This is a genomic window from Variovorax sp. P1_H2, assembly GCF_056405295.1.
Genome location: NZ_JBFUCJ010000075.1, coordinates 1 through 21,426, shown reverse-complemented (window position 1 = coordinate 21,426; position 21,426 = coordinate 1). Strand labels below are relative to the sequence as shown.

Below are 21,426 nucleotides of genomic sequence, written 5' to 3'. Positions count from 1 at the left end.
GGCTGATCAGGCGCGTATCGCGCACCGGGTTGAATCGAAGCATCGCATGACTAGACTTTGAGGTCCCCTGTTCAGCATGGAGGACGCGACGTGAGCACCCCGACGCGGATGCAGTCGGTCGTTCACGCACAAGGGGCGAACGGCAAGGATGGACCCACAGCGGTACTACAGCCCGCGCAATTCGACGCCCCAAGGCTGTCGTTGAACGGCGAGGCAGCTGAGCCGCGCAAACGCAGGCTGTTCGTTGATCGGTGTCAAGCTCTCCAGGGCAAGAAGCAGGCACGATGCGAATGATTCCGATGACATCGCCGCAGGGATGAAACGATCAACATGAACAATGAGGCGACCATCGACGGACCGCAGGTATCTGCACTTGCACCCTGGCAAGGGTTGACCAGCACCGAAGCCAGAGAGCGGCTGAGGGAAGTCGGTCCAAACGCCATCGCGGACAAAGAAGCGCCACGCTGGCGAGCGTTCGTTGGGAAGCTCTGGTCGCCAGTTCCCTGGATGCTGGAAGCCGCGATCCTGATGCAATTGTCGATCGGCGAATACGTCGAGGCAGGTGTGGTCGGCGCCCTGCTTTTGTTCAATGCCACGCTCGGTTTTCTCCAGGAAGGCCGCGCGAATGCGGCGCTCGCAGCACTCAAGAGCCGACTTGCGCCGACGGCATGGGTGCACCGTGATGGGGAGTGGGTGCGTCTACCAGCCGCGGAACTGGTGCCCGGCGATGCGATTCGGCTTTCGCTCGGGTCTCTGGTTCCAGCCGATGCGACGATCGTTTCCGAATCCCTGCTTGTTGATCAGTCCACGCTGACCGGCGAATCCGTCCCCACCGACGCCAATCCGGGCAGCGCAATCTACGCCGGATCCCTGGTGCGTAGAGGCCAGGCGATTGCTGAAGTGACGTGACTGGTGCAAATACCTATCTCGGGCGCACCGCTGCCATCGTGCGCGCCGCGCAGTCTGGTAGTACGGAGCAACGGACCATCTTTGCGGTGACGCGCAACCTCGCGACCATCAATGCCGCCGTCGCGGCTCTGATCGCGGCCTACGCGTACAGCACGGCGTTGCCCCCGTCCGATCTGATCCGCCTCTCGCTGACGGCGCTGCTCGCCACAATCCCGGTGGCGCTGCCGGCGACCTTCACGTTGTCAGCCGCGTTCGCGGCGCAGCTTCTGGCGAAGCAAGGAGTTCTCTTGACGCGCCTCTCGGCGGCGCACGAGGCCGCGGCAATGGACGTTCTGTGCGCCGACAAGACGGGAACGCTGACGCGCAACGCGCTGGAAGTGGTTGATGTCGTCGCAATGCCCGGGTTTGATCGCCAGCGTGTGCTGGAGCTGGCGGCATTGGCAAGCTCGGAGGCGAACGAGGACACGATCGACGCCGCCGTTCGACAGGCCGCCTCCTCGATTCACGGCTTAGGAGAACACCTTGTGCGCTTTGTCCCTTTCGATCCGGCGACGAGGATGTCGCAGGCTTTCGCCGTTGGCGCCGATGGGGCCTCGCTGAGCGTCGCCAAGGGCGCGGTACAAGCCATCGCTGGGATTGCGAACCTGACCGGAGAGGCGCGGCAGTCGTCCGATGCCATGGCCGCGCAAGGACACCGGGTGATCGCGGTGGCATCCGGGACGCGACCACGATGCGGGTGGCCGGCCTCATCGCCCTGAGCGACCCACCCCGAGGTGATTCCGCAGGGCTGATCGCGACGTTGCGCGAGATGAACGTCCGCACCGTGATGGTGACCGGAGACTCGGCGATTACCGCCGGGGTGGTTGCTCGCGCAGTCGGAATCGAGGGCACCACCTGCCCGCCGGAGGAAATGTCCAGCGAATTCAACCCCGATTCGTTCGGTGTCTTCGCACGCGCATTTCCGGAGCAGAAGTACCGACTCGTCCAGACGCTTCAGCAACGTGGGCATACCGTGGGCGTTCGAAGCCGGGCGCGTGGGTGATGGCATCGTCCGCCGCCGACATCGCCTTCGCTTCGACTTTGGCGCTTTCGGGCACCTTCATGGCACCGCTTCCTTTGGGGCTGGTGCTTCCTCTGTTAGCCGCGACCGTTGGATTCGCCGTGGTGTTCGATCACATCAAGCTGCCGGTTCAGTGGCTGTTCAATGTCATGGAAGACCGCGGCGCGCGGCAGACCACTACCAAAGGAGCTCAATCATGATGAAGCGGCTGGAACGACTTCTTGTCGGTGGGGTCACCTCTTCGATTCTTGCATCAGCCCTCATGCTCGCACCGGTGTCGGCAGGCGCGGTATCGGTCACGATTGGGTATCAACCGATGGTCAGTACCGGCCTTGCGGCGAATCAGCCTTTCGAAGCCTGGCTCGTATTGGACAAGCCAGCCGATCCGAACGTGCCCGGCTACGCTGTCCCCGCCGGCGCAAAGGTCCGCCTCACGTTCGGCAAGGCGTTCACGCCTGTGGCCAACCAACCGCATTTGGACGGAGCGCTGCTCCATGGCTGGCCGCACGGTGCCATTGCGGTGCCATTGCGGTGCCATTCAGCGTGACGCAGAACGAGGCCGACCCGCGCGTGGTCGTCGTCCGCATCGATGGAGCCATCCAAAGCAATCCACCGGAAAAGCCGGGCCTGAAGGCGATCCACATACTCACCGGCGAGCTCAATCCAGCTGTGGCGGGTGACTACCCGATCGCGGTGCAGTTCATCGATGCAGGCCCACTGAGCGGCACGAGCACTGCCATCGCACACATCACCGCCAGCGCCGCACCTAACGTGGCCGCCTACAACCAACTGCATCAAGGCAGGAATGAGGACTGGCAGCGCGTAAAGGGCGGCGCCGAGGCAGCGATGCCAATCGACTTCCTCGTGACCTTGCCGGAATCGTCCCGATCTTCAATTGGCCTCAAGGCGTCAGGCGATGGTGCGCTCAAGATCGTGAGCGACGGCAAGCCGATCGGCTCGATTCGAACTCGCGGAGTTCCCATTGCGCTCACGCCAGAGCCGTTCGGCCCTGGCTACTCAAGGCTCGGGATCATCCGCGTGCGGGCGGGGGCAGGCAGTCAGCCTGGAACAGCCGAGATCATTGCCAGGCTCAATGGCGGCACTGAGTACAAGGTCACGCTCATCGTCGAATGACAAGGTGCGCGCCGCCGGCAGGCCTCGGATTTGTCAGGGTTCGAGGTGCTTCGAGCGCAGACGAACACGTCCGCGCGGGCCTGGTGAACCGATGGAGCGGTGGCGCAAAGGTTACGCTATGTAGCAATGCGCCTCTTTGCTACTCCGCGCCACAAAAAGGCCTCTTAGCGCAATGCTGCCGTTACACGCGCGCGCTGCAATGCATGAATGGCGAGGAATCCGCTCGCCACCGGCCTGCGGTGACCCGCATCCAAATAGACCCTCATATACGGAGTTCAATCATGAAACGCATCCACAAGATCGCCGCGACCATGCTGGCGGCGATGACGCTCGCCTTCGGGTCGACTGTTCTTGCCCAGCCCGCAACTGGCATGGGGCATGGCTTTGGCCCAATGGGCGGCATGCACGGCGCCATGGGCCGGGGAGGCCCGATGGCCGGTGGCGACTCGGCCGCGGCGATCGACGCGCACATGAGCAAGTTGAAAGCCCAGCTCCAGATCACCGCCTCTCAGGAAACGGCATGGCAGGCGTTCACCGGCAAAGCCAAGGAACAGGCTCAAAGCATGAAGGCGATGCAAGCCAAGATGCAGGACTCAGGTTTGTCCGCACCCGATCGCATGGCGCAGCACACCGAATTCATGAAGCAGCGTGTCGCGAACATGGAAGCGATGCACGGTGCGCTGCAGGACCTGTACGCGGTTTTCACACCAGATCAAAAGGCCAAGGCGGACAAGTGGTTCGGCGCAATGCATGGCCGCAGCATGGCCGCCAATCCTCAACGCCAGGCCGAAGTGGCGAGACTCGGTGCGGACGTCATGCCCTTCAGCGTCCAGGCAACGACGCATATCTTCACCAAGACCGCCGATGGCGGAACCCAGCGCGTAGTCGCCAAGGATCCGTCCGACGCACCGCAAATCCGGCTGGTGCGGGCGCATCTGCGCGAAATCGCGTCCCAGTTCCGCAAGGGCGACTTCTCGGGGCCGTCCCACGTCCATGGGGACGACATGCGTGGACTCGTCCAGCTCAAGGCGGCAAAGCCCGGCGACATCTCCATCGCCTACCGCGATGTGAAGGGCGGCGCCGAGCTGACGTATCGGACGCGCAACGCCGAACTGGTCTCGGCGTTGCACGCCTGGTTCGACGCCCAGCTCTCCGACCATGGCGCCGACGCAATGGCCGGACACCATCATCACGGAAACATGTCGATGCAGTAGCGCGAAGAACCCGGCCATGCCGCGAAGGCGACCTCCGTCGCCTTGACGGCTGTCAAGCACCTGGTCGCCGGTTGGGCGGATATTCGAGCACATCGGTCATTTCCAAGGCCCTAACTCGGGAGACGATCTCCACGGGGCAAACATGCTTCTCGTCGGCATTCCCCATCGCGCCGGCGATCTGTGTCGATCGGCCGGGGCCATGACGCTGCTGCTTGCCTTGGTGGCGGCCCTGCTCGTGGGGTGCGCTTCGGTTCGCTTCGACGTGCCGCGACCGGTCGAACACGCGATCGACGATTCGCAGGACACCGTCTTGGCGCGCAACTTCGCCGCGCAATTGACTGCGACGCCGGGGCAGTCGGGTGTTCGCCTGATGCCTTCGGGGCAGGAGGCGTTTCTAGCACGCGCGGCGCTGGCACACGTAGCACAGCGGACGCTGGACCTTCAGTACTACATCGTCGCGCCGGACGCGACCGGCACGCTGCTGATCTATCAGGTCCTGCGCGCCGCCGAGCGCGGCGTGCGCGTGCGCATTCTGATCGACGATGTCGCCGCGGGCGGTCGTGATGCCGATCTCGCAGCGCTGGCGGCGCATCCGAATGTGGACGTGCGTGTCTTCAACCCGTTCGCACGGCGCCAATGGGCCGGGCTCGGGCGCTTGCTCGACTACCTCGGCGATGGGGAACGGCTGAATCGGCGCATGCACAACAAGCTCTGGATCGCCGACAACTCGGCCGCGCTGATCGGCGGACGCAACTTGGGCGACGCCTATTTCAACGCCGATTCGCAGAGCAACTTCGCAGATCTCGATGTGCTGACAGTCGGGCCGGTCGTGGCCGAAGCGTCGCGCAGCTTCGACGAATATTGGAACAGCGAATGGGCGGTCCCGATCCAGGCCTTTACCGGCCTGCACGCCGATGCCGGCGAGGTCCAGCGGCTCCAGTCCGCGATGGAGGCGCGCGTCGCCACATTCCGAAACAGCGACTACGCACGAGCACTGCGCGCCACCGACCTCGCGCAGCTGGTGCGCAACGGCCGGCTCGCGGTGACCCCGACGTACGCGACGGTGCTCTACGATCCACCCGCCAAGGTGGGCCGAAACGGGGCCGAGCCAGCGGTGCATGTGATGTCGAAGCTGCGCGATGCGATCGAGGCGGCGCGCAACGAGGTCACTCTGGTTTCACCGTACTTCGTGCCGAACGAACAGGGCATCAGCGTGCTCTGCGAGCTCCAGCGCAGGGGCGTGCACGTGCGGGTGTTGACCAATTCTCTGGCCGCCACCGACGTCCCTGTCGTGCATGGAGCCTACGTTCGCTACCGGCCGCGTTTGCTCGCGTGTGGCGCCCAGCTGTATGAGATGCGGCCCGGCGCGGTCGATTCGAGCAAGACGCACGGCGCCTTGTCCTCGGGCGTGAGCCTCCATGCCAAGGCCATCGTCGTGGATCATCGATGGGTGCTCGTCGGATCCATGAATCTCGATCCACGCTCGCGGTTGTCCAATACCGAAATCGGCGTGCTGATCGACAGCGAAGCGGTGGCGCACGATCTGGACGCATGGTTCGACGCGGCCTCATCGCTCGATCACTCGTTCAAGCCCGAACTTGACGTTCCGGGCGATCCGGCCGGCTCGCTGTCCTGGGTCGGTCTAGGCGACGATGGGCCGGTGCGCTATCGCGGTGAGCCGCTCGCAAGCTGGTGGCAGCGCGCCGTGTCCAGGGCGCTTGGCGCGCTGTTGTCCGAAGATTGGCTTTGATGCATTGATGCGGGGTTCGGCTGTCGGTGTTGTGCAGGACTACCAAACAGTAGTGAGGGCCGCCGCCGACGCTTCCGCGAGGCCACCCCCCCCAGTTCGGTACGACGCGACACGCGACCGGTTGATCACTCCCCTGCAAGGAGCCCGTAGCGCCGTGGCGCATCATGGCAACGCAATCGATCTTGAAAACTTGAAAATGCGCCAGGTGCAGGCGCGGGCCAGACATGTCAAACGATAGCGATGAAGACGAAGCGCCGGAGGGCAATCAAGCCGTCGCCGACCGCGCCGGCACGCCATCCCCAGTCGGCGCCCTGGACCCACGAATCACCGGCAGCACCAAGCTCGCTCGTAAGCCGCCACTCTCGCGATTCTCCAGAACCAGCCGGCCTCCGTGGTAAGCCGCCGCGTCACGCACGATGGCTAGGCCTAGACCCACGCCTCCGGTGTCATGTCCGCGCGATGCGTCGAGGCGGACGAAAGGTTCGGTGACGTGCGCGAGTTCCGCACTGGGAATTCCGGGTCCGTCATCCTCGACCACCACGCGAAGCTCATTCGAAGATTCCTCGATCCGCACCCCGACGGCGTGGCCGTGCACGACGGCGTTGTCGATGAGGTTGTCGATCGCCCGCTTCAAGATTGACAGCTTGCCGACGTAAGGGCGTACGGTCCGCCCTGGAGCCTGCTGCACAAGACTGACCCTTCGGCCGATTGCGTGCTGATCGTCAACAATGCTGGATAACAGTGCCTCCATGTTGATCGGCTGCATAGGTTCGGCATCTTCAAGCCCACCCAGATAGGCCAGGACGCTGTTGACCATGTTTCGCATTGCGTCGATGTCCGCGTTGAGCTTTTCCTGCAAGGCTGGGTCTTCCACCAATTCAGTTCGCAACCGCATGCGAGTGAGCGGCGTGCGCAGGTCGTGAGAAACCGCTGCAAGGGCCCGGCCGCGCTCGATCACCAACTGGCGCAGCCGCTGCTGCATGAAATTGAAGGCTTCCGCGRCAAGGCGTACTTCCGTGGGCCCGGTCTCGTCCAGCGGAGGGGCGTCGAGATCGTGGGCAAAGGCCGTCGCCGCTGCCGCCATCCGTTCGAGCGGGCGGGTCACCCAACGAACGGCCACCAGCGACAAAACGACGACCGCGCCCAGGGTCAGCGACACGTGCCAAAGAAAGGGCAAGGGCAGCCCCTCGAAATCCCGCATTCCTGGATGGTTGTGGCCGACGTCCAGCATGGCGGCCCGGTCTTGCAGGTGCAGCACCAAGCTAACCACCTGCGCGATGAGCAAGCCGAGCACAAGGATCAGCGTCATGCGCCGAGACAGAGAGCGCGGCAACAATTTGGCAAGAATTAGGCGCATGAGGGCAATCCCTCGACCGCGGCGGCCAGCACGTAGCCTTCGCCACGCACGGTTTTGATGAGCCGGGCTTCGCGACCATCGTCCTGCAGTCGTTGGCGCAGGCGGCTCACCTGGACATCGATGGCGCGGTCGTAAGGCTCGGCTTCGCGGCCATGGATCAATTCCACGAGCTGATCCCGATTAAGCACCCTGTTGGGATGGTCGAGCAGGATACGAAGCAACCGATACTCGGCTCCCGACAAGGGCGTGACGACGCCATCGGGGCCGGTGAGCACCCGGGTGGCGGTATCGAGTTTCCAGCCGGCGAACGCCAGGCAGCGCTGAGTGTCCGGCTTGAGATTGGGCGGTAGCGAACGTGTGCGGCGCAAGATGCCCTTGATGCGCGCCAGCAGCTCGCGCGGGCTGAACGGCTTGACCAAGTAGTCGTCTGCGCCCATCTCGATGCCGAGGATGCGATCGGTCTCCTCGCCACGCGCGGTCAGCATCAAGACCGGCAGATTGGACTTGGCGCGCAGATCGCGGCACAGCGTCAGGCCGTCGGCGTCAGGAAGCATCAGGTCAAGAACAACCAGGTCGATGGCGTGCTTGCTCAGCAGTTGCCACAGCTCTCGTCCGCTGGCAGCCGACACGGCGTCAAAGCCATTGCGGAGCAGGTAATCGACGAGCAACTGACGGATTTCCAGGTCGTCGTCGACGATTAGGATGCGATCTTTGTGGTCCATGGCGTAAGCGTGATTCAGCCCCGAACAGGGTGGCGGCTCGCTTTGTATCGCAGTATTGCGCGAGGTGCATCCGAGAGCTGGTGATGCAATTCCATGCTCGGCAGCAATCTTCCACACGCGGCTCGCACGCCCAATATCCATCCTGACCTCAAGCACAACCTCATGCAAGGGCCATTCAATTCCTTTCGAGCCTGCTTGCTCACCCACTCTGTTTGGTATGGAGAGACGTCATGAAGCGCGAATCCAAATTCACAATCGCTATCGCAGCCGCTATGGCGCTGGGGCTCACCGCGGCCACAGTATTCGGACAGCCTTTTAACATGGGTCACGGCGCGACCCACGGAATGGACCATGACGCCGCCGCTGGCGGTCATGGTCCGATGGGGCCCACAGCGATGCTGAAAAGGCAGGATGCCGGCTCCGCCGCCGACATGGATCTTGTGCATGACCTGCTGGCCAACAACACCAGGATCAAGCGTTCGGTGACGATGCTGACCGACGGGATTCGCACAGTGACCGAATCCGATGACCCTCAAGTCGCGCAAGCGATCAAGGCGCACGTTGCCAGCATGTACCAGCGTCTGAAGGACGGGCGTGAATTCAATATCTTCAGCAGCACCCTGCCGACGCTGTTCGAGAATCGAGACAAGATCAGCTCCAAAGTCGAGATGACCGCCAAAGGCGCGGTGGTCACCCAAACATCGAGCGATGCCAAAGTCGTCGCTGCGCTGCAAGGGCACGCGGGCGAAGTGACAGACCTGGTACAGGATGGAATGGCGGCGATGCGTCGCGGCATGATGTCCCGCATGGCGATTGGGCCGCGCGGCCCGGCCGCGGGCATGAGCGGCTTTGGCGCCGGTCATCAGCTGCGCTGATCATAAGAATTCGAGACGCTCACTGTGGGTGAACCATCGTGGCTTGGCAGGCGAGGCTCCGATGCGACTGGCGTGGTACCACGCTGTGGCGAATGGGGGTTCGATCCCCTTTTCCGTTGCTCAAGACGTTATTGCGCAGTTGCTAAGTCATAGTTGCCGATCAACAAACTCGGAGTTTCGCTTCTCGGAAGCTGACCCTCACCAACGACCGCAGTTGGCCGATTACGGGCCGTCAGGGCCGCCCCATGCGGGCACTCGCGACGTCGCGGTATCTGCTTTCGACGTAGACGGAAGCTCCATCGTGGCGCTCGTTCCGGGCGGCAACCCTAGAACAAACCCTTGCCGGACCCGTCCGAAGGGGTGGGGCGCGGGCGTTCGGCCGTGTGCGGGCGTCGAGCGCAGCACCGCGCTCGAATGCGTGCAGCGCATGGTGCAAACGGACCTTGGCTCGCTCCGCGCTGCCGTCAACCAGGCCGTGAAGCGGGCGGGGGGCGTGAGCCTGGCGCCGGAACTGCGCCGACTCAAGATCGCCTGACCTCTGGGACCGAATCTGAGCCGTCTTTTGGCACTGCATGAAGCAGCGTTCGCCACACGTCATCTCGGCCCTTGCTGATATCGGTATCCCATCTCTCGTTCGGTCCACCTCGCTCGCCTGCTGCGACGTCCCCACGCAATCAGCAAACGGCGAGATCCGTGTGGCCGAAGCCCTTCGAGTAATCGAGAACGGAAATGACCGTGGGTGTGACGCGGAACAGGCGGACCTCGTCCGGGCCCGGCATCTTCATCGGCAGAGGCCCTGCGTCGGGGTATTTCAGCGGCAGCATGCGCAGGACTTTCTCCGCTTCTGCCCGATCATCCACCGCACGCGCACGAGCGGCCATCGACAGGCCGGTGATCGCCATCAAATCCGCCGTGTCGTGATCGATCGTCAGCGAGAGCCGGTCATCTYGCGCCAGGTTTCTTGCCTTCTGACTGTCCAGCCCGCAGAGAAAGTACAGGGTCAGGCCTTCGTTCACATAGCCGACGGTCGTTGCCTGCGGCCAGCCATCCGGACGCAGCGTCGCGACTGTCATGATTCGATGCTGATCCAGCAGCGCCAGGATCTTCCTTCTGATTTCGTCGTCCATGTATCACCTCCACGAGCGTCAAGAGGGGAGCGTTCAACGGATATTCTGGGATGGTTCGGCCGCGCGGCCTTGACTGCGATCAAGGCCTGAGCACCTGCTTTGCGGTGGGTCAAACGCTTGTCGCTGGGCCGCGCGATGCTGTGTGCCTGTGCCACCCCAGTGGGCGGCGCCCGACATGCGAAGAAGGGTCCGCGCCTCTCAGGGGCGCCTGATCGTCTGCAACTGGGCTGACCGGCGCAGACCAGGCGACAGTTCTGAGTGCCCGATCAGTAACGGCCAGCTGCCGGACCACGATCCACGGTCCGCTATTGCGCGTACTGCCGCCTGACGACGGCGTTGCTTGAACTGGCGCACGCGACCCGTTGCGGCCGGCATTTGCGGCGTGGCTCGCCTAACCTGGTCTCTCAAACCGTGTAGCGCTTGGCGTCTTGTCCTCGCGCGCGCCGCGGATGCGCGACGGCGGGATGCTATCTCTCGTTCGAATCGGCTCAGTTGAGCTTGCTGTCGCTCCCGCCCAGGCTGAAGCGGCCGGCGCCGAGCAACGCCACTGCTACCGCCGAGATCAGGAGCAGGCCCTCCAGTTCCATCCCCCAGCCCCCGGTCTTGCTGATAACGAACATGTCCTTATAGCGAACCAGGCCAATCGCCGCGATCATGTTGATTACGACGATCCAGGCTGCCGGTCGCGAATAGAGGCCAACGATAAGCAACAGCGGCGCCACGATCTCGCCGACGTAGACCAAATAGGCAAGCGCGGGCGGTAGTCCGTGCGATGTGAGCAGGCCGGAGATGTAGCCGAGGCCTCCGCTCAGCTTGCTGATTCCATGCACGAGGACGATGAGGCCAAGGCCAAGGCGAAGCACGAGTTTGCCGGCGTCGTCGGATCTCAGCATGAGGAGCTCCCTAAGATAGCGAAGCCGCGATTGTCGCGCTCCCCGTTCTCGGCGTCGACAGAAGCCAGAGGTACAACACGCTGGCCATTTTCTTTCGCACCCCCGTCTCAGGCATAGAGGCACGAGTCCCCGCGTTTCGCGCCGGGAACGGCTGTTTGCTCATTGTGGCCGGCCGAGCGGTCAGTGCGCACGCGCGTCATCATCGGTGGCTTGTTTGGCTGCTGGGTTCGACGCGCTCGCCGCCCTTCCCGCCCTACTTCGGCACGCTCACCGACGAACCGAGCTCGGAGGCCGCGGTGACCGTCTTCCCATTGAATCAACAACTTGCGCGCGCTGCCGTCAAAGTTAGACCCTAATCTTGATGGAAATCCGGCCTAACTTTGAACGAACTGAGTTCCTCCACGGTTGTCGCACTTGCTAACCCAGGAAAATCAACAGCTTACGAGCGCCGTTTTCAAGGTTGCACCGCTCGCTTTTTCAAAGTTCCGCGGGCGCACCGGTGCAGCGAGCATCCAACGGCCGCTTCTATGAGGACTTGTCTGTCAAGGCTTTTTGATCAACGGATCGATGAGCGGCATTTCATGGCGGCACCTGCGTGTTGCTGAGTGGGATGAGGCGGACGTGGCATGCATCCTGATCCGAGGTCGGGGTCATGGCGAGCGCTCGAGCCAGTGCTCGGGCGAACTTCTATCCGTGCAGGGCGTGAGCACCCGGCACCTCATGCTGCATGCGCGTGAAGCGCACTGGCAAACCCCGGTTACCGGAGCGCCCCTTCTTTTGGAACGGTCACTACTTTGAAGTGACCCGCGGCCGTTGCGGGCGCGTCGACCTTTGATCATCATGATGCATTCCTTGCCCAGCGTTGGAAGAAAGTTGTTCGGGACTTCAGGCAGAGGTCGGCTTGAGCAAGGCGCCAGCCGGGATCTCGCCGCCTTGCAGATAGCGCCACAGCGCGATCGCCAGTTTTCTCGCCAGGGCCGCGATGCCCACGCGACGCATGCGCTTGCCCCCACCCGCGAAGCGCCGGTTGAACCACTGGGTCAATGCGCTGCCGGGCTGCCAGCGCAGCCAGCCCCAGGCGAGTTCGACCAGCAACGCGCGCGCTCGCTTGTTGCCCGCCTTGCTGATGCCTTGCTCGATCTGGCTGTCGCCGCTGGCATATGGGGTGGGTGCCAACCCCAGGCAGCCGGCCAGCTCGCGCCGGTTGGCGAAGCGCCGCCAGCCGAACACCTCCTTGACCAGCACCCAGGCGCCCTTGGGTCCGATGGCGCGCAACTGGGTCAGTTGCGCCACCTGCGGCTGCTTGCCATCGGCCAGTTCCTGGCGCCGCTCGGTTTCCATCGCCTTCATCTGCTGCTTGACCAACGCCAGCCGTGCGCTCTCCCGCTCGATCTCGGCGCGCAAGATAGGCGGCACCTGCTCGCCATGGCGTTCCCACCAGCGCGCCCAGTCGCGCCCGCCGATGATGATTTGCGGACGCAAGTTGTGCAAGACCAGCAGCGAACCGATGCGATTCATGTGTGAGGTGCGCTCGTGCGTCAGCCGGGCGAGCTCGCGATGCGTGCGGCGTGCGTCTTCGTCCTCGGGCGTGGGCTCATGCACCATCGACCACACCCGCTCGCCGCGATGATGGCGCAGCAGCATCGCCAGCAGCTTGTCACCGTCGAGCCGGTCGGTCTTGGCCCGCCTGGCGTGTCGGTTCACCTCAATGCTGGAGGAGTCGACCACGATGTTGTCGACACCCTGCTCGAACAGCCAGCGGTGCAGCCACCAGCCGTCGCGCCCGGCTTCGTAGCACGAGTGCACCTGGGCCTGCGGCTCGAGCCTGCAGCGCTCCCGGGCCTTGTCGATGCAGTGCGCAACGGCGGCCGTATCGCCCGCGTCCACGTTGTATCGGCTCGGGCTGAGGCGGCCATCGCTCGCCGTCAACTTCCACTTCTTATCGCCGAGCTCGAAGCTCATGTACAGCTCGCCCTGGATCGCCGTATTCTCACGTTGTGGGACTGCTTGGGTCGTCGACATTTCCATCTCCTCTGCCAAGAAGTTAAGGAAATCCCGTTTTAGCTAAACGGGTCTCTCTCGAGTAGTCCCACATAGCATCTTTCGGGCCCCGTTGCCGTCCGCTGTAGGCCCGCTTCGGGCCCTGAGCCGACTTTGCACTTGCTCCAAAGCGGCCTTTCGCCGCAACATTTCGGGCTGGTGCGCCGACCCTTTCAAGCCGARAAGACCTGGGCCCAGTCGCGCTTCATGCTGACGACCTGCAGCCCGTACTCGTCCGCGTGATCGAGTGCTTCCGCCAAGGGACTGGGGGCGAAGTCGCGGTCATAGGCGAACTCTCTTTCTGCGTCGTCATGGTGCAGCAGCAGCGCCAGGCGCGGGCCATCACCCGTTCGCGTGTACCTGAGCATCGCAATGTCGCCGTCGGAATTCCCGAAGGCGAGGACCGGACGACGGCCAATATGGCGGGCAATGCTGCTCACCTTGACCTCCCGGTCGCTGAAGCTTTCTATCTCGGCAAGCTTGACCAACTCGGCTCGTCCGTCACGAATTTCGAACCGCGTCTTCATGCTGCTGCCTATCACTTCGTCGCGCGCCACCCCGTAGAGCGTTTCGCTGCATGCGCGCATGAGGTCGATGCCACCGCCGGAAACGACAAAGGTTTTGAAGCCGTTCTCGCGCAGGAAATGCAGTAGTTCAATCTGTGGCTTGTATGTCAACTCGGTGAAGGGGCGCGCGAGCGTCGGGTTCTTGGCGGAGGCGAGCCACAGCCGGGCGAGTTGGCCAAATTCGTCCACCGTCGTGCCCGAGTGCACGGTTGCCGCAAGGTGCATCAAGTCCTCTTTCCCCAGCGGCGGAATCTGGGTCATGTCGTGTTCAAGGAGAGTCTTGAAGGGTTCGCGTGTTCGAAAGGACGGATCCGCTTGCGCCAACTGCTCGAGACGGGCCCTCGCAAAGAAGAACTGGACCTGGAGGGGTCGCTCGCACCAGAGGGTGCCGTCGTTGTCAAAGGTCGCGATCCGATCGGCCGGTGGCACGAAATCGGAGCCGCCCGGCCGGGTGATCCTTTCGACGAAGTCCACGATCGCAGTGCGCGAAGCACAGTCGTTCCAGTTCGAAAGCTTGTTCGGATTCATGCCTGCTCCTTGACACTTCATGATGTGGAAACTGGCAGATCCTCTGTTGCAGGGCTGCCCGTCAGAAACACGCGCCGATGCCGATCCGCCCAGGAGCGCAGAGCCGCCTTTGCACTGGCCCGAAGCGGGCTTTTCGGCGTGGCATTTCGCCGTTGCGGCACTGTACTGCCAGTCGGGCAAGACGCAAACAACTGAGCCCAGACGCGCCTGGAGCTGACGACCTGCGGTTTCGTAGGCGATGCGGCGCGATAGCGCGCGCCGAGTAGCTGATCCACGTACGTGGCCTACGTGGTCGCTGGGATTGCCACGCGGAGCGCCGAGAGTAGTCTGCGGTACTACGCTCGCCTAGGCGCAGGCAAGGAGCCGACGAAGATCCAACATGCGCGGCGGTGTTTCGTTCGCGGTTGAAGCCGACGAGGTAAATTATGACGACACGGCGCAAGGTCATCGAGATCGTCGGCACGACAGCGGCCAGCGTCGCCTTTCCCGGGCTCACCCGAGCGCAAGGGTCCGACCGACGCAAGGCACTCGATCACGTTGTGGTGCTCATGTTCGAGAACCGCTCGTTCGACAATTTGCTTGGACGCCTCTACACACCGGGCGAAGTCAGGTCGTTCGAGGGTGTGATTGGCAAGGATCTCAAGAACCCGATCCCGGAATGGGCTGAGGATGGCGCCGACCGCAAGATCGTTGCCTACGGAGTGTCACGCACGATGAATACGCCGCACCCGGATCCGGGCGAGGAGTATCCGCACATCAACACGGATCTGTTCGGCATCCTGGACCCGAAGAACCGCTTCATGTCGTTGGCGCACATGGTGGCCCCCTACAACGCGCCGAGCGATCCGCGCCAGCAGCCCACGATGGACGGGTTCGTGATGGACTACATCAGCGCGTTCACGGCCGAGATGAGGCGGCAGCCGACCTACGACGAGTACGCGCAGATCATGACGGGATACACGCCGGAGCAGATGCCGGTGATGTCGGCGCTGGCTCGGGGCTTCGCCGTCTTCGACCACTGGTTCTGCGAGGTGCCGTCGCAGACCTTCACCAACCGCTCCTTCTTCCATGCGGGCACGGCCTCGGGCTACGTCGTCAACATGTCTCCGCCCGAATCCTTTCCCGTTCACAACAAGGCAGAGACCCTGTTCGAGCGCCTGCAGGCCAAGGGATTAACATGGCGCGTCTACTGCGATGCGCCAAGCCCAGCTTCCTTCACCGGAATCATTCACGCATCGCGATTGCGCAACCGCTTCGCAACCAACTTCTCGACGGTGGGCGACTTCCTCGAAGACGCCCGAAGAGGCCGCCTGCCGACCTACTCGTTCATCGAACCGAACCTGTGGCACGGCCACAATGACATGCACCCGCCGATCTCGGCAACGATCCACGGCCTGCCGTTCGATCCGCCATCCTCTCTACTGGGCGGCGACGCGCTGCTGGCAACGGTCTACGACGGGGTCCGCTCCTCGTCATCGTCCAGCGGATCGAACTATCTCAATACGCTTCTGATGGTCGTCTTCGACGAATCGGGTGGCACCTACGACCATGTCCCGCCTCCGCCCGCTGTGCCGCCGAACCGCTCGGCGCCGGCCGGCCAGATGGGGTTCACGTTCAATCGGTCGGGGGCGCGGGTGCCGGCCATCGCGATCTCGGCATGGGTCCCCGAGCGCACCGTGGTCAACGATGAATATCGCCACACCTCCCTCATCCAGACTCTGCGCAAGCGGTGGTCGCTCGGGCGCCCCCTCACCGCGCGCGACGCCTCGGCTCGGGACATCGCTCCCGTTCTCGCGCTCAGCAAGCCGAGGACCCCGGATCAATGGCCTGAGGTCGTCCCGAGGCCAGTTCCGAAGTTCGACACCGCCTTGCTTCCGCCGGATCTTCCGCTGTCGCCGCTCGGCAAGGCACTGGTGCATAGCATGCTGGCGTTCGAGAGAATGTTGGGTGCGACGGTGCCGACCATTTCGCCGGACGCCCAACTGACCGGTGCCGAGGCCATTGCCATGATTCGCGACGATGCTTTCAAGCTCTTCCCGGGATTGCGGACCAAAGGGTGATCGCGGCATCGAAGGGCTTCAATCCCAGCCCTTGAGTTTCCTGGCCGCAGTGCCGAACTGGCCCAGTTGATAAATGGCAGCGCCCACGAACGAAAAGCTGAACGGCTCGAATGGCTCGGCGAGCATCGCGTCGAGGTACTTGCGTGACGCAACGCCGGTACTGACGTGGGGATTGAAATGTTCACCGGATGCCTTCTGCACGAACACGGAAATGTACTGAATGAGCAGCGGGTCGATGACGGGGTCATCGGGTGTCGTGACGAACGCGGCCGAGTCGCCGGTCTCCGTCGTAAACGGCGTCACCGCCTCGAGCAGTGCCGCCTGCAGGTCAAGCAGTTGCGGAGTGGGCTTCACGACGATGCCAGCCAGCCCAATCTCCTGGCTCGGGATGTAGTAGTACTTGTAGGCTTCCATTTCCATGTCGCCCGGTCGAGTTCCAGCGAAGACCTTTTCGACGGCGGCATATACATCGTCCAGGCTCGTAGTGCGGACGAACTGCTGCACCAGCGTGACGTGCGGGCGGTGGGCCGCGTCCAGAGCAAATCCCTTGGGAAAAACCTTGAGCAGGCGAGCATTGTTGGCTTCAGCGTGCTTGAGCATCCTGGCATCTGGTTCGAGCAGGATGTCGATCGCCGTGACCGGATTCGCGGGGAGGGGGAGGGTCATGTCTTCACAACCCGGGCTTTCGACGCCCGAGTGCCCTTGTCATCTGTGACCAACTGGAGTGCGCAGCGCGCCACCGCAACACGACAGAACGACTTCAGTATAGAGATCGTCCCAGGACAAGCAAGGACCGCGCTGGGCGTGAGAACCATCTATTTGGTGTCCGCGTCAAGGCCCGGCCCACAATGCCTGCGTCTGTGCATACCCGGCTCGGCAGGGGAAGGTCGAGCGCAGCTCAACGACTATGGGCTTGTCCGTGACGTGGTTCCAGTTGCAATCGTCGTCGAAGGCGAATGACGGGTTGTGGCCGCATCCTGCCACATCCATCCTGGCTGCAGCGGGCCCGAATCGGTCCTAGCGACTTCTCCGAAGCAGCCGCCGCTCTCGCGTCACCGAGGCTGCTTCCGGCAGGATGCGGTCCCGCTTACCCTGTGCTCGACGAAGTGTCGCCTGCTATGCGCGAGGAGGTTCGKGGCCTGCGCGACACCGAGGCAGGGCGATTCGTACTCCGCCTGTACTCGGAAGAGCGCGTCCGCGCTCCGCGCCGTGCCTGAGAGCCTTCTTAGGTCTTCGCCGACTTCTTCGGCGCTCTACTCGCGGCCTGAAGGGCCGCCGCCTGCGCAGCGTGCTTCTCGGCACGCGAGGGCCTGTGGGCCGTGCCAGCCTTGGCCTTCTTGGCCTCCTTGGGCTCCTTTTTTTCCTTGGGCTTCTCCTTGGCCTGCGCGTGGTGCGTCCTCACCAGCTTGTCGATGGCCTTCGCCCTCGGCTGCTGCGCTTGCGCTTGGCGCTTCGCACGCTCCTCCTTGAGCAGGCGGCGCTCCTCGGCCAGCGCCTGTTCGGCTTCGGATGGCTCATGGTCCGCCCCCAGCGAGTGGACGCGGTCCATCGTCGCCTGGTGAAGCATCGCGCCGTTCTTCGCGATGCGGTGGGTCAGCGATGCGATGCGAATGGGCATGTTGCATTCCTCGTGGTCGGTGGAAGACCAATGTAGGCCAGCCCGCCGCGTCCTGCTAATCGATTTGTATGGCTTCGCCCCCTGCGGCAGTGAATTTCTGCTGCCGGAGAAGGGACTGTCGCCAATACCTGCTTCTGGCCAAGCTCGGTCCTACAAAAAACTTGAACTGGGGATGGGACTGCTCGTTCGCTGAGCACCGCAATGAAAGCCAAGCAGAATGCGGCTCCGGCAAGATGCCCGGCCGGTTATCCACAGAGTCATGCACCGGTCACGGGGAAAACAAGGTCTTGACTTTCGTGATTTGGTGCACTGCACAACGTCACTTCCTCATAGGAGGCAGCACGTTTTACGTGCGTTGGGGCAACACATTGCAGCACGCCATGTTGGTGCGTCCCCTTCTACCTTGTCCACAAAATGATGCGAGCGGCAACTCACTTGCCGCGGCCGTCTGGACGAGGAAAGCGCGAGGCCGGTGGTGGCTTCGCTGAAGAACGAGCAGGCCTACACGGCCGCGCGGGTCTGAGTCCAGGAGTTCACTTGGTCGCAGCGGGCATGTCGGACCAACGCTGCGACCCTCCAGCCGAGCGTTTGGAAGCGCGCACATGGAGCGAGAGCGGTGCGACCTGCGTTTCGTCCAGGACCGTCCCAGACTTTCCGGCGCCGGCGCCCACCGTCGGCTCGCCAAGCTCTTCGATGAGCAGCCCAGCCTTGATAACAATGGCGAACCATCCGCTCAACGTCTGATGAAAGTGTTCTGGCTCTGCTGGAGGGACGATTCCTGACCGGTGGTCGAAGGTCGCCTTATGGCCGAGAGCCGCAGCCTAGAACGCGCTTTTCGTACAGCCGCCGTCGACGCGAAGCGCCGCCCCTGTCGTCCCCGATGAAAGCGGGCTGGCAATGTAAGCCACCATGGAGGCAATCTCCGCTGGAGTTTCGAACCTCTTGATGAGGGACGTCGGTCGCACCTTTTCGAAAAACTCCCTCTCATAGGCATCGAAGGACTTGCCATCGGCCTTGGCGAGCGCCTCGACGAATTCGCCCACACCCCGCGACTTGGTCGGACCCGGCAGGATGCTGTTGACGGTGATTCCAGTGCCGGCGACGGCCTCGGCCAATCCGCGGGAAACGGCCAACTGCGCCGTCTTCGTCATGCCGTAGTGAATCATCTCCGAAGGAATCTGGACCGCACTCTCGCTTGAGATGAAGATGATGCGCCCCCAGTTAGCGCGCCTCATCGCGGGCAATACCAAACGCGCCATGCGGACGCCGCTCAGGACATTCACATCGAAAAAGCGCGTCCAGTCCTCATCCGGAATTTCTTCGAACGGCTTGGGTTCGAAGATGCCGAGGTTGTTGACCAGAATCTCGATGTTAGGGTACTTCGTCACCAAGGCTTGCGCGGCAGCGGCCGTGCTCAAGTCGCCGGCGAAACCAATGACTTCGCCGCCTTCCGCCGCCTTCATTTGAGCGACCGCGCCGTCCACCGAGTTCTGCGAACGCCCATTGACGATAACGCGCGCACCCTCCGCTGCCAGGGCATGCGCGATGGCGAATCCGATACCTGCTGTGCTGCCGGTAACCAGCGCCAGCTTGCTTGTGAGTTGGAGATTCATTGCGCGTGCCCTTCAAAGAGAAATGACGGGCTCTGCCAGGCGGCGAAGTGCGGCGGTGACTGGCCCTTGAGGCTCAGCGTAGGCGAATTCGAGGCCGTCGTCGAGCGGCCGCTCATGGCCGACTCTAGCCTCTCGCAGCACAGCCTCGTTCTCGAGAGTCCTCACGCCGCCGGGGGCGCCATGCGATGACCCCTTCCGTGCGCGCGCGTACCTCGGGGGCGGCCAAACAGGTAGCGACCGCTTCGTAGCCCGGAGCACCAGGATAGGGGGCAACTTGAGTGGGAGGGCTGTGATTGGCAGGGCAAAGAATGATGGATTCTTTCGCGCCTACGGATGCCAAATCCAGGATTGCACAGGAACGTGTGAGCAAGAAGAGTGGACGGTCATCAGACCTGCGGCGACGCAGATGGGCGGCCACAGCTTCTTGTGTAGCTGAATCCAGTCCGTGCTCCACCATGTCGACGACCAGGATGGCCGGCCCTTCGGCTTCCAATCCGGTCAGCAAGGCGACTAATGCTTCAGACACGGTAGCGCCGTCTTCCACCAGCCAGTCGAGCGTCTGGTTGACGCGCAATCGGAGGTTCGGGTCTGCGTCGAGACGCGTCGTAGCGCAGCCATCCTCAACCCGCTCCAAACCCATGAACGCCGCCGAGGGCAGAACCTCGGCCAAGCGCAGGGCCAGCCGAGTCTTGCCGCTGCCTAGCGGGCCAACGATGTAGTTAAGCGGCCGGATGTCGCGCAACTTGAACCATTCGCCACCCCAGGGCCAGGGCAGTTCAAATTCGATGGTGAGCTCTGTGGCGGAGTCCTGCAGGCACGCTAGCTCCTCGACCGTCGGCGTCTGACCGCGGCCGAGATTGGCTCGCATACCGCGGACTCTCTCGATGGTGCCCGCGAGCTGGCGAACGCGKCCTTCAAGCACGGCCTGATGTGCGGCCAAGGCGGGCTCTAGACCCTCGGACTCGCCTTTCAATACGCCAGCCACTTGCGCGAGGCTGAGGCCGAGCGCGCGCAGGGTCACGATTTCGCCGCCACGCTGCATCTCGTCGGGTCCATAAGACCGCCACCCCGCCGCGTTGCGAGCTGGGGTCACCAGGCCGCGCTGCTCGTAGATGCGTAGCGCCTTGGCAGAGACGCCGAGCCGGCTGGCAGCCTCCGCGGGGCTTAGGAATCGAATGGGACTGTTCAAAAATCACCTCATCATGTTTGACCGAAGAGGCCCTTTTTAAAGGCGGCCCTAGGGGCCGGGTCAAGTGAGTTTCGGTTCGGCCCTACGAACGTCGGCTGTTGGCCAGGCCGGCGGGCTACTTGGAGCTCCCGCGGCCCATGAGGTCCCACGCAAGGCCCGCAACCCAGCCGATGCCCACCAACCATGCCCCGGCCTGAACGGTGTCAATGTCGCCCGGCGCGGCCCAATGGACCGCCATCGCGAGCAGCAACCCGGCAAGGGCGCCAAGACAAGACCATGGTGAAACGAGAGCATCAAGCATTTGGGAGGTCTCGGTGAAGGTCTGGTTCTGGCCGGGAGCGTAATTCCGAAGCCGCTCCGGGAAGCTGCCCTTCGGTGATCGCTGGGCAATCCGCGCGCCTTTCGCAACGCGAGCACGAAGTCTTCACGGTGATTCCTATCGACAACAGCCCGCGGCTACGTTGGGCCGGCCAGGGAGTCGGCCCGAGCGTCCCTTCGGCACACGAGCAGGATCTCGTCGACCTCGTCTGTTGCGATCATTCCAGGGGCGAGCTGCAGCTCCTTCTGGAATCGCAATCCGAACGGCATGAATACCCGGTTGTACGCGCACATGGCCAGCTCACGATGATGCGAGAGCCACCACATGCCGATGTCGACTAAGCGCGACGAGCGCGGCTTCATCCCGAACACCGCGCTGCGCTCCACAACGAGGTGGTGCTGCGCCAGCTTTGCGAGCAGGCACGGCGGCTCGTAGCGCCGCTTGTGGCCTAC

At 63.2% G+C, this 21,426-nt stretch carries 20 protein-coding genes and 1 pseudogene; 10 read left to right on the top strand and 11 right to left on the bottom strand.

Annotated elements, in window-relative coordinates; translation table 11 throughout:
• The first annotated feature begins 330 nt into the window (after nucleotides 1-330).
• From AC1D2E_RS22930 to AC1D2E_RS22895, 8 genes are all read left to right on the top strand, one after another.
• Nucleotides 331-909 carry a P-type ATPase actuator domain-containing protein gene (locus AC1D2E_RS22930; RefSeq protein WP_478199529.1) on the top strand — a complete coding sequence of 193 codons (579 nt, stop codon included), beginning with the start codon at nucleotides 331-333 and terminating at the stop codon, nucleotides 907-909.
• A complete protein-coding gene (locus AC1D2E_RS22925; RefSeq protein WP_478199528.1) occupies nucleotides 906-1,667 on the top strand; it encodes a hypothetical protein in 762 nt (253 codons plus the stop codon). The genes AC1D2E_RS22930 and AC1D2E_RS22925 overlap by 4 nt, the downstream gene beginning before the upstream one ends.
• Nucleotides 1,640-1,951, top strand: a complete 312-nt coding sequence (locus AC1D2E_RS22920; RefSeq protein ID WP_478199527.1) for an HAD family hydrolase — start codon at nucleotides 1,640-1,642, stop codon at nucleotides 1,949-1,951. Before AC1D2E_RS22925 ends, AC1D2E_RS22920 begins: the two co-directional genes overlap by 28 nt.
• Nucleotides 1,951-2,169 carry a hypothetical protein gene (locus AC1D2E_RS22915; RefSeq protein ID WP_478199526.1) on the top strand — a complete coding sequence of 73 codons (219 nt, stop codon included), beginning with the start codon at nucleotides 1,951-1,953 and terminating at the stop codon, nucleotides 2,167-2,169. The genes AC1D2E_RS22920 and AC1D2E_RS22915 overlap by 1 nt, the downstream gene beginning before the upstream one ends.
• Nucleotides 2,166-2,516: a hypothetical protein gene (locus AC1D2E_RS22910; protein ID WP_478199525.1), complete on the top strand. Its 351-nt coding sequence runs from the start codon at nucleotides 2,166-2,168 to the stop codon at nucleotides 2,514-2,516. Before AC1D2E_RS22915 ends, AC1D2E_RS22910 begins: the two co-directional genes overlap by 4 nt.
• Nucleotides 2,513-3,103 carry a hypothetical protein gene (locus tag AC1D2E_RS22905; RefSeq protein ID WP_478199524.1) on the top strand — a complete coding sequence of 197 codons (591 nt, stop codon included), beginning with the start codon at nucleotides 2,513-2,515 and terminating at the stop codon, nucleotides 3,101-3,103. Before AC1D2E_RS22910 ends, AC1D2E_RS22905 begins: the two co-directional genes overlap by 4 nt.
• Nucleotides 3,104-3,384: 281 nt before the next feature.
• Nucleotides 3,385-4,317 (top strand): Spy/CpxP family protein refolding chaperone, encoded by a 933-nt coding sequence (locus AC1D2E_RS22900; RefSeq protein ID WP_478199523.1) that lies wholly within the window; start codon nucleotides 3,385-3,387, stop codon nucleotides 4,315-4,317.
• A 142-nt stretch (nucleotides 4,318-4,459) separates the two neighbouring features.
• Nucleotides 4,460-6,067, top strand: a complete 1,608-nt coding sequence (locus AC1D2E_RS22895; RefSeq protein WP_478199522.1) for a phospholipase D-like domain-containing protein — start codon at nucleotides 4,460-4,462, stop codon at nucleotides 6,065-6,067.
• Nucleotides 6,068-6,332: 265 nt separating this feature from the next.
• On the opposite strand, the gene AC1D2E_RS22890 is transcribed toward AC1D2E_RS22895, so the two are convergent.
• Both AC1D2E_RS22890 and AC1D2E_RS22885 read right to left on the bottom strand, forming a co-directional pair.
• On the bottom strand, nucleotides 6,333-7,376 hold the full coding sequence (locus AC1D2E_RS22890) for an ATP-binding protein (RefSeq protein WP_478199521.1): 1,044 nt from the start codon (nucleotides 7,374-7,376) through the stop codon (nucleotides 6,333-6,335).
• A 38-nt stretch (nucleotides 7,377-7,414) separates the two neighbouring features.
• Nucleotides 7,415-8,146: a response regulator gene (locus tag AC1D2E_RS22885; RefSeq protein WP_478199520.1), complete on the bottom strand. Its 732-nt coding sequence runs from the start codon at nucleotides 8,144-8,146 to the stop codon at nucleotides 7,415-7,417.
• A 230-nt stretch (nucleotides 8,147-8,376) separates the two neighbouring features.
• Between AC1D2E_RS22885 and AC1D2E_RS22880 the strand changes: the two genes are divergently transcribed.
• Nucleotides 8,377-9,021 carry a hypothetical protein gene (locus AC1D2E_RS22880; RefSeq protein WP_478199519.1) on the top strand — a complete coding sequence of 215 codons (645 nt, stop codon included), beginning with the start codon at nucleotides 8,377-8,379 and terminating at the stop codon, nucleotides 9,019-9,021.
• A gap of 674 nt (nucleotides 9,022-9,695) precedes the next feature.
• On the opposite strand, the gene AC1D2E_RS22875 is transcribed toward AC1D2E_RS22880, so the two are convergent.
• From AC1D2E_RS22875 to AC1D2E_RS22860, 4 genes are all read right to left on the bottom strand, one after another.
• Nucleotides 9,696-10,148 (bottom strand): pyridoxamine 5'-phosphate oxidase family protein, encoded by a 453-nt coding sequence (locus AC1D2E_RS22875; RefSeq protein ID WP_478199518.1) that lies wholly within the window; start codon nucleotides 10,146-10,148, stop codon nucleotides 9,696-9,698.
• Between the two features lie 488 nt (nucleotides 10,149-10,636).
• Nucleotides 10,637-11,041 carry a DoxX family protein gene (locus tag AC1D2E_RS22870; protein WP_478199517.1) on the bottom strand — a complete coding sequence of 135 codons (405 nt, stop codon included), beginning with the start codon at nucleotides 11,039-11,041 and terminating at the stop codon, nucleotides 10,637-10,639.
• An 885-nt stretch (nucleotides 11,042-11,926) separates the two neighbouring features.
• Nucleotides 11,927-13,063: an IS110 family RNA-guided transposase gene (locus tag AC1D2E_RS22865; RefSeq protein WP_478199516.1), complete on the bottom strand. Its 1,137-nt coding sequence runs from the start codon at nucleotides 13,061-13,063 to the stop codon at nucleotides 11,927-11,929.
• A 191-nt stretch (nucleotides 13,064-13,254) separates the two neighbouring features.
• Nucleotides 13,255-14,175 carry an HAD family hydrolase gene (locus tag AC1D2E_RS22860; RefSeq protein WP_478199515.1) on the bottom strand — a complete coding sequence of 307 codons (921 nt, stop codon included), beginning with the start codon at nucleotides 14,173-14,175 and terminating at the stop codon, nucleotides 13,255-13,257.
• Nucleotides 14,176-14,600: 425 nt separating this feature from the next.
• Between AC1D2E_RS22860 and AC1D2E_RS22855 the strand changes: the two genes are divergently transcribed.
• A complete protein-coding gene (locus AC1D2E_RS22855) occupies nucleotides 14,601-16,235 on the top strand; it encodes an alkaline phosphatase family protein (protein ID WP_478199514.1) in 1,635 nt (544 codons plus the stop codon).
• Between the two features lie 18 nt (nucleotides 16,236-16,253).
• On the opposite strand, the gene AC1D2E_RS22850 is transcribed toward AC1D2E_RS22855, so the two are convergent.
• The 5 genes and pseudogenes from AC1D2E_RS22850 to AC1D2E_RS22830 all read right to left on the bottom strand — a co-directional run.
• A complete protein-coding gene (locus tag AC1D2E_RS22850) occupies nucleotides 16,254-16,901 on the bottom strand; it encodes a 2'-5' RNA ligase family protein (protein WP_478199513.1) in 648 nt (215 codons plus the stop codon).
• Nucleotides 16,902-17,460: 559 nt separating this feature from the next.
• Entirely contained in the window at nucleotides 17,461-17,853 is a 393-nt protein-coding gene (locus AC1D2E_RS22845) for a hypothetical protein (RefSeq protein WP_478199512.1), read from the bottom strand.
• A gap of 821 nt (nucleotides 17,854-18,674) precedes the next feature.
• Nucleotides 18,675-19,466 (bottom strand): SDR family NAD(P)-dependent oxidoreductase, encoded by a 792-nt coding sequence (locus AC1D2E_RS22840; RefSeq protein WP_478199511.1) that lies wholly within the window; start codon nucleotides 19,464-19,466, stop codon nucleotides 18,675-18,677.
• A 124-nt stretch (nucleotides 19,467-19,590) separates the two neighbouring features.
• Nucleotides 19,591-20,655 carry a MerR family transcriptional regulator gene (locus AC1D2E_RS22835; protein WP_478199510.1) on the bottom strand — a complete coding sequence of 355 codons (1,065 nt, stop codon included), beginning with the start codon at nucleotides 20,653-20,655 and terminating at the stop codon, nucleotides 19,591-19,593.
• A 456-nt stretch (nucleotides 20,656-21,111) separates the two neighbouring features.
• Nucleotides 21,112-21,426, bottom strand: a pseudogene (locus AC1D2E_RS22830) (SAM-dependent methyltransferase); the annotation flags it as partial.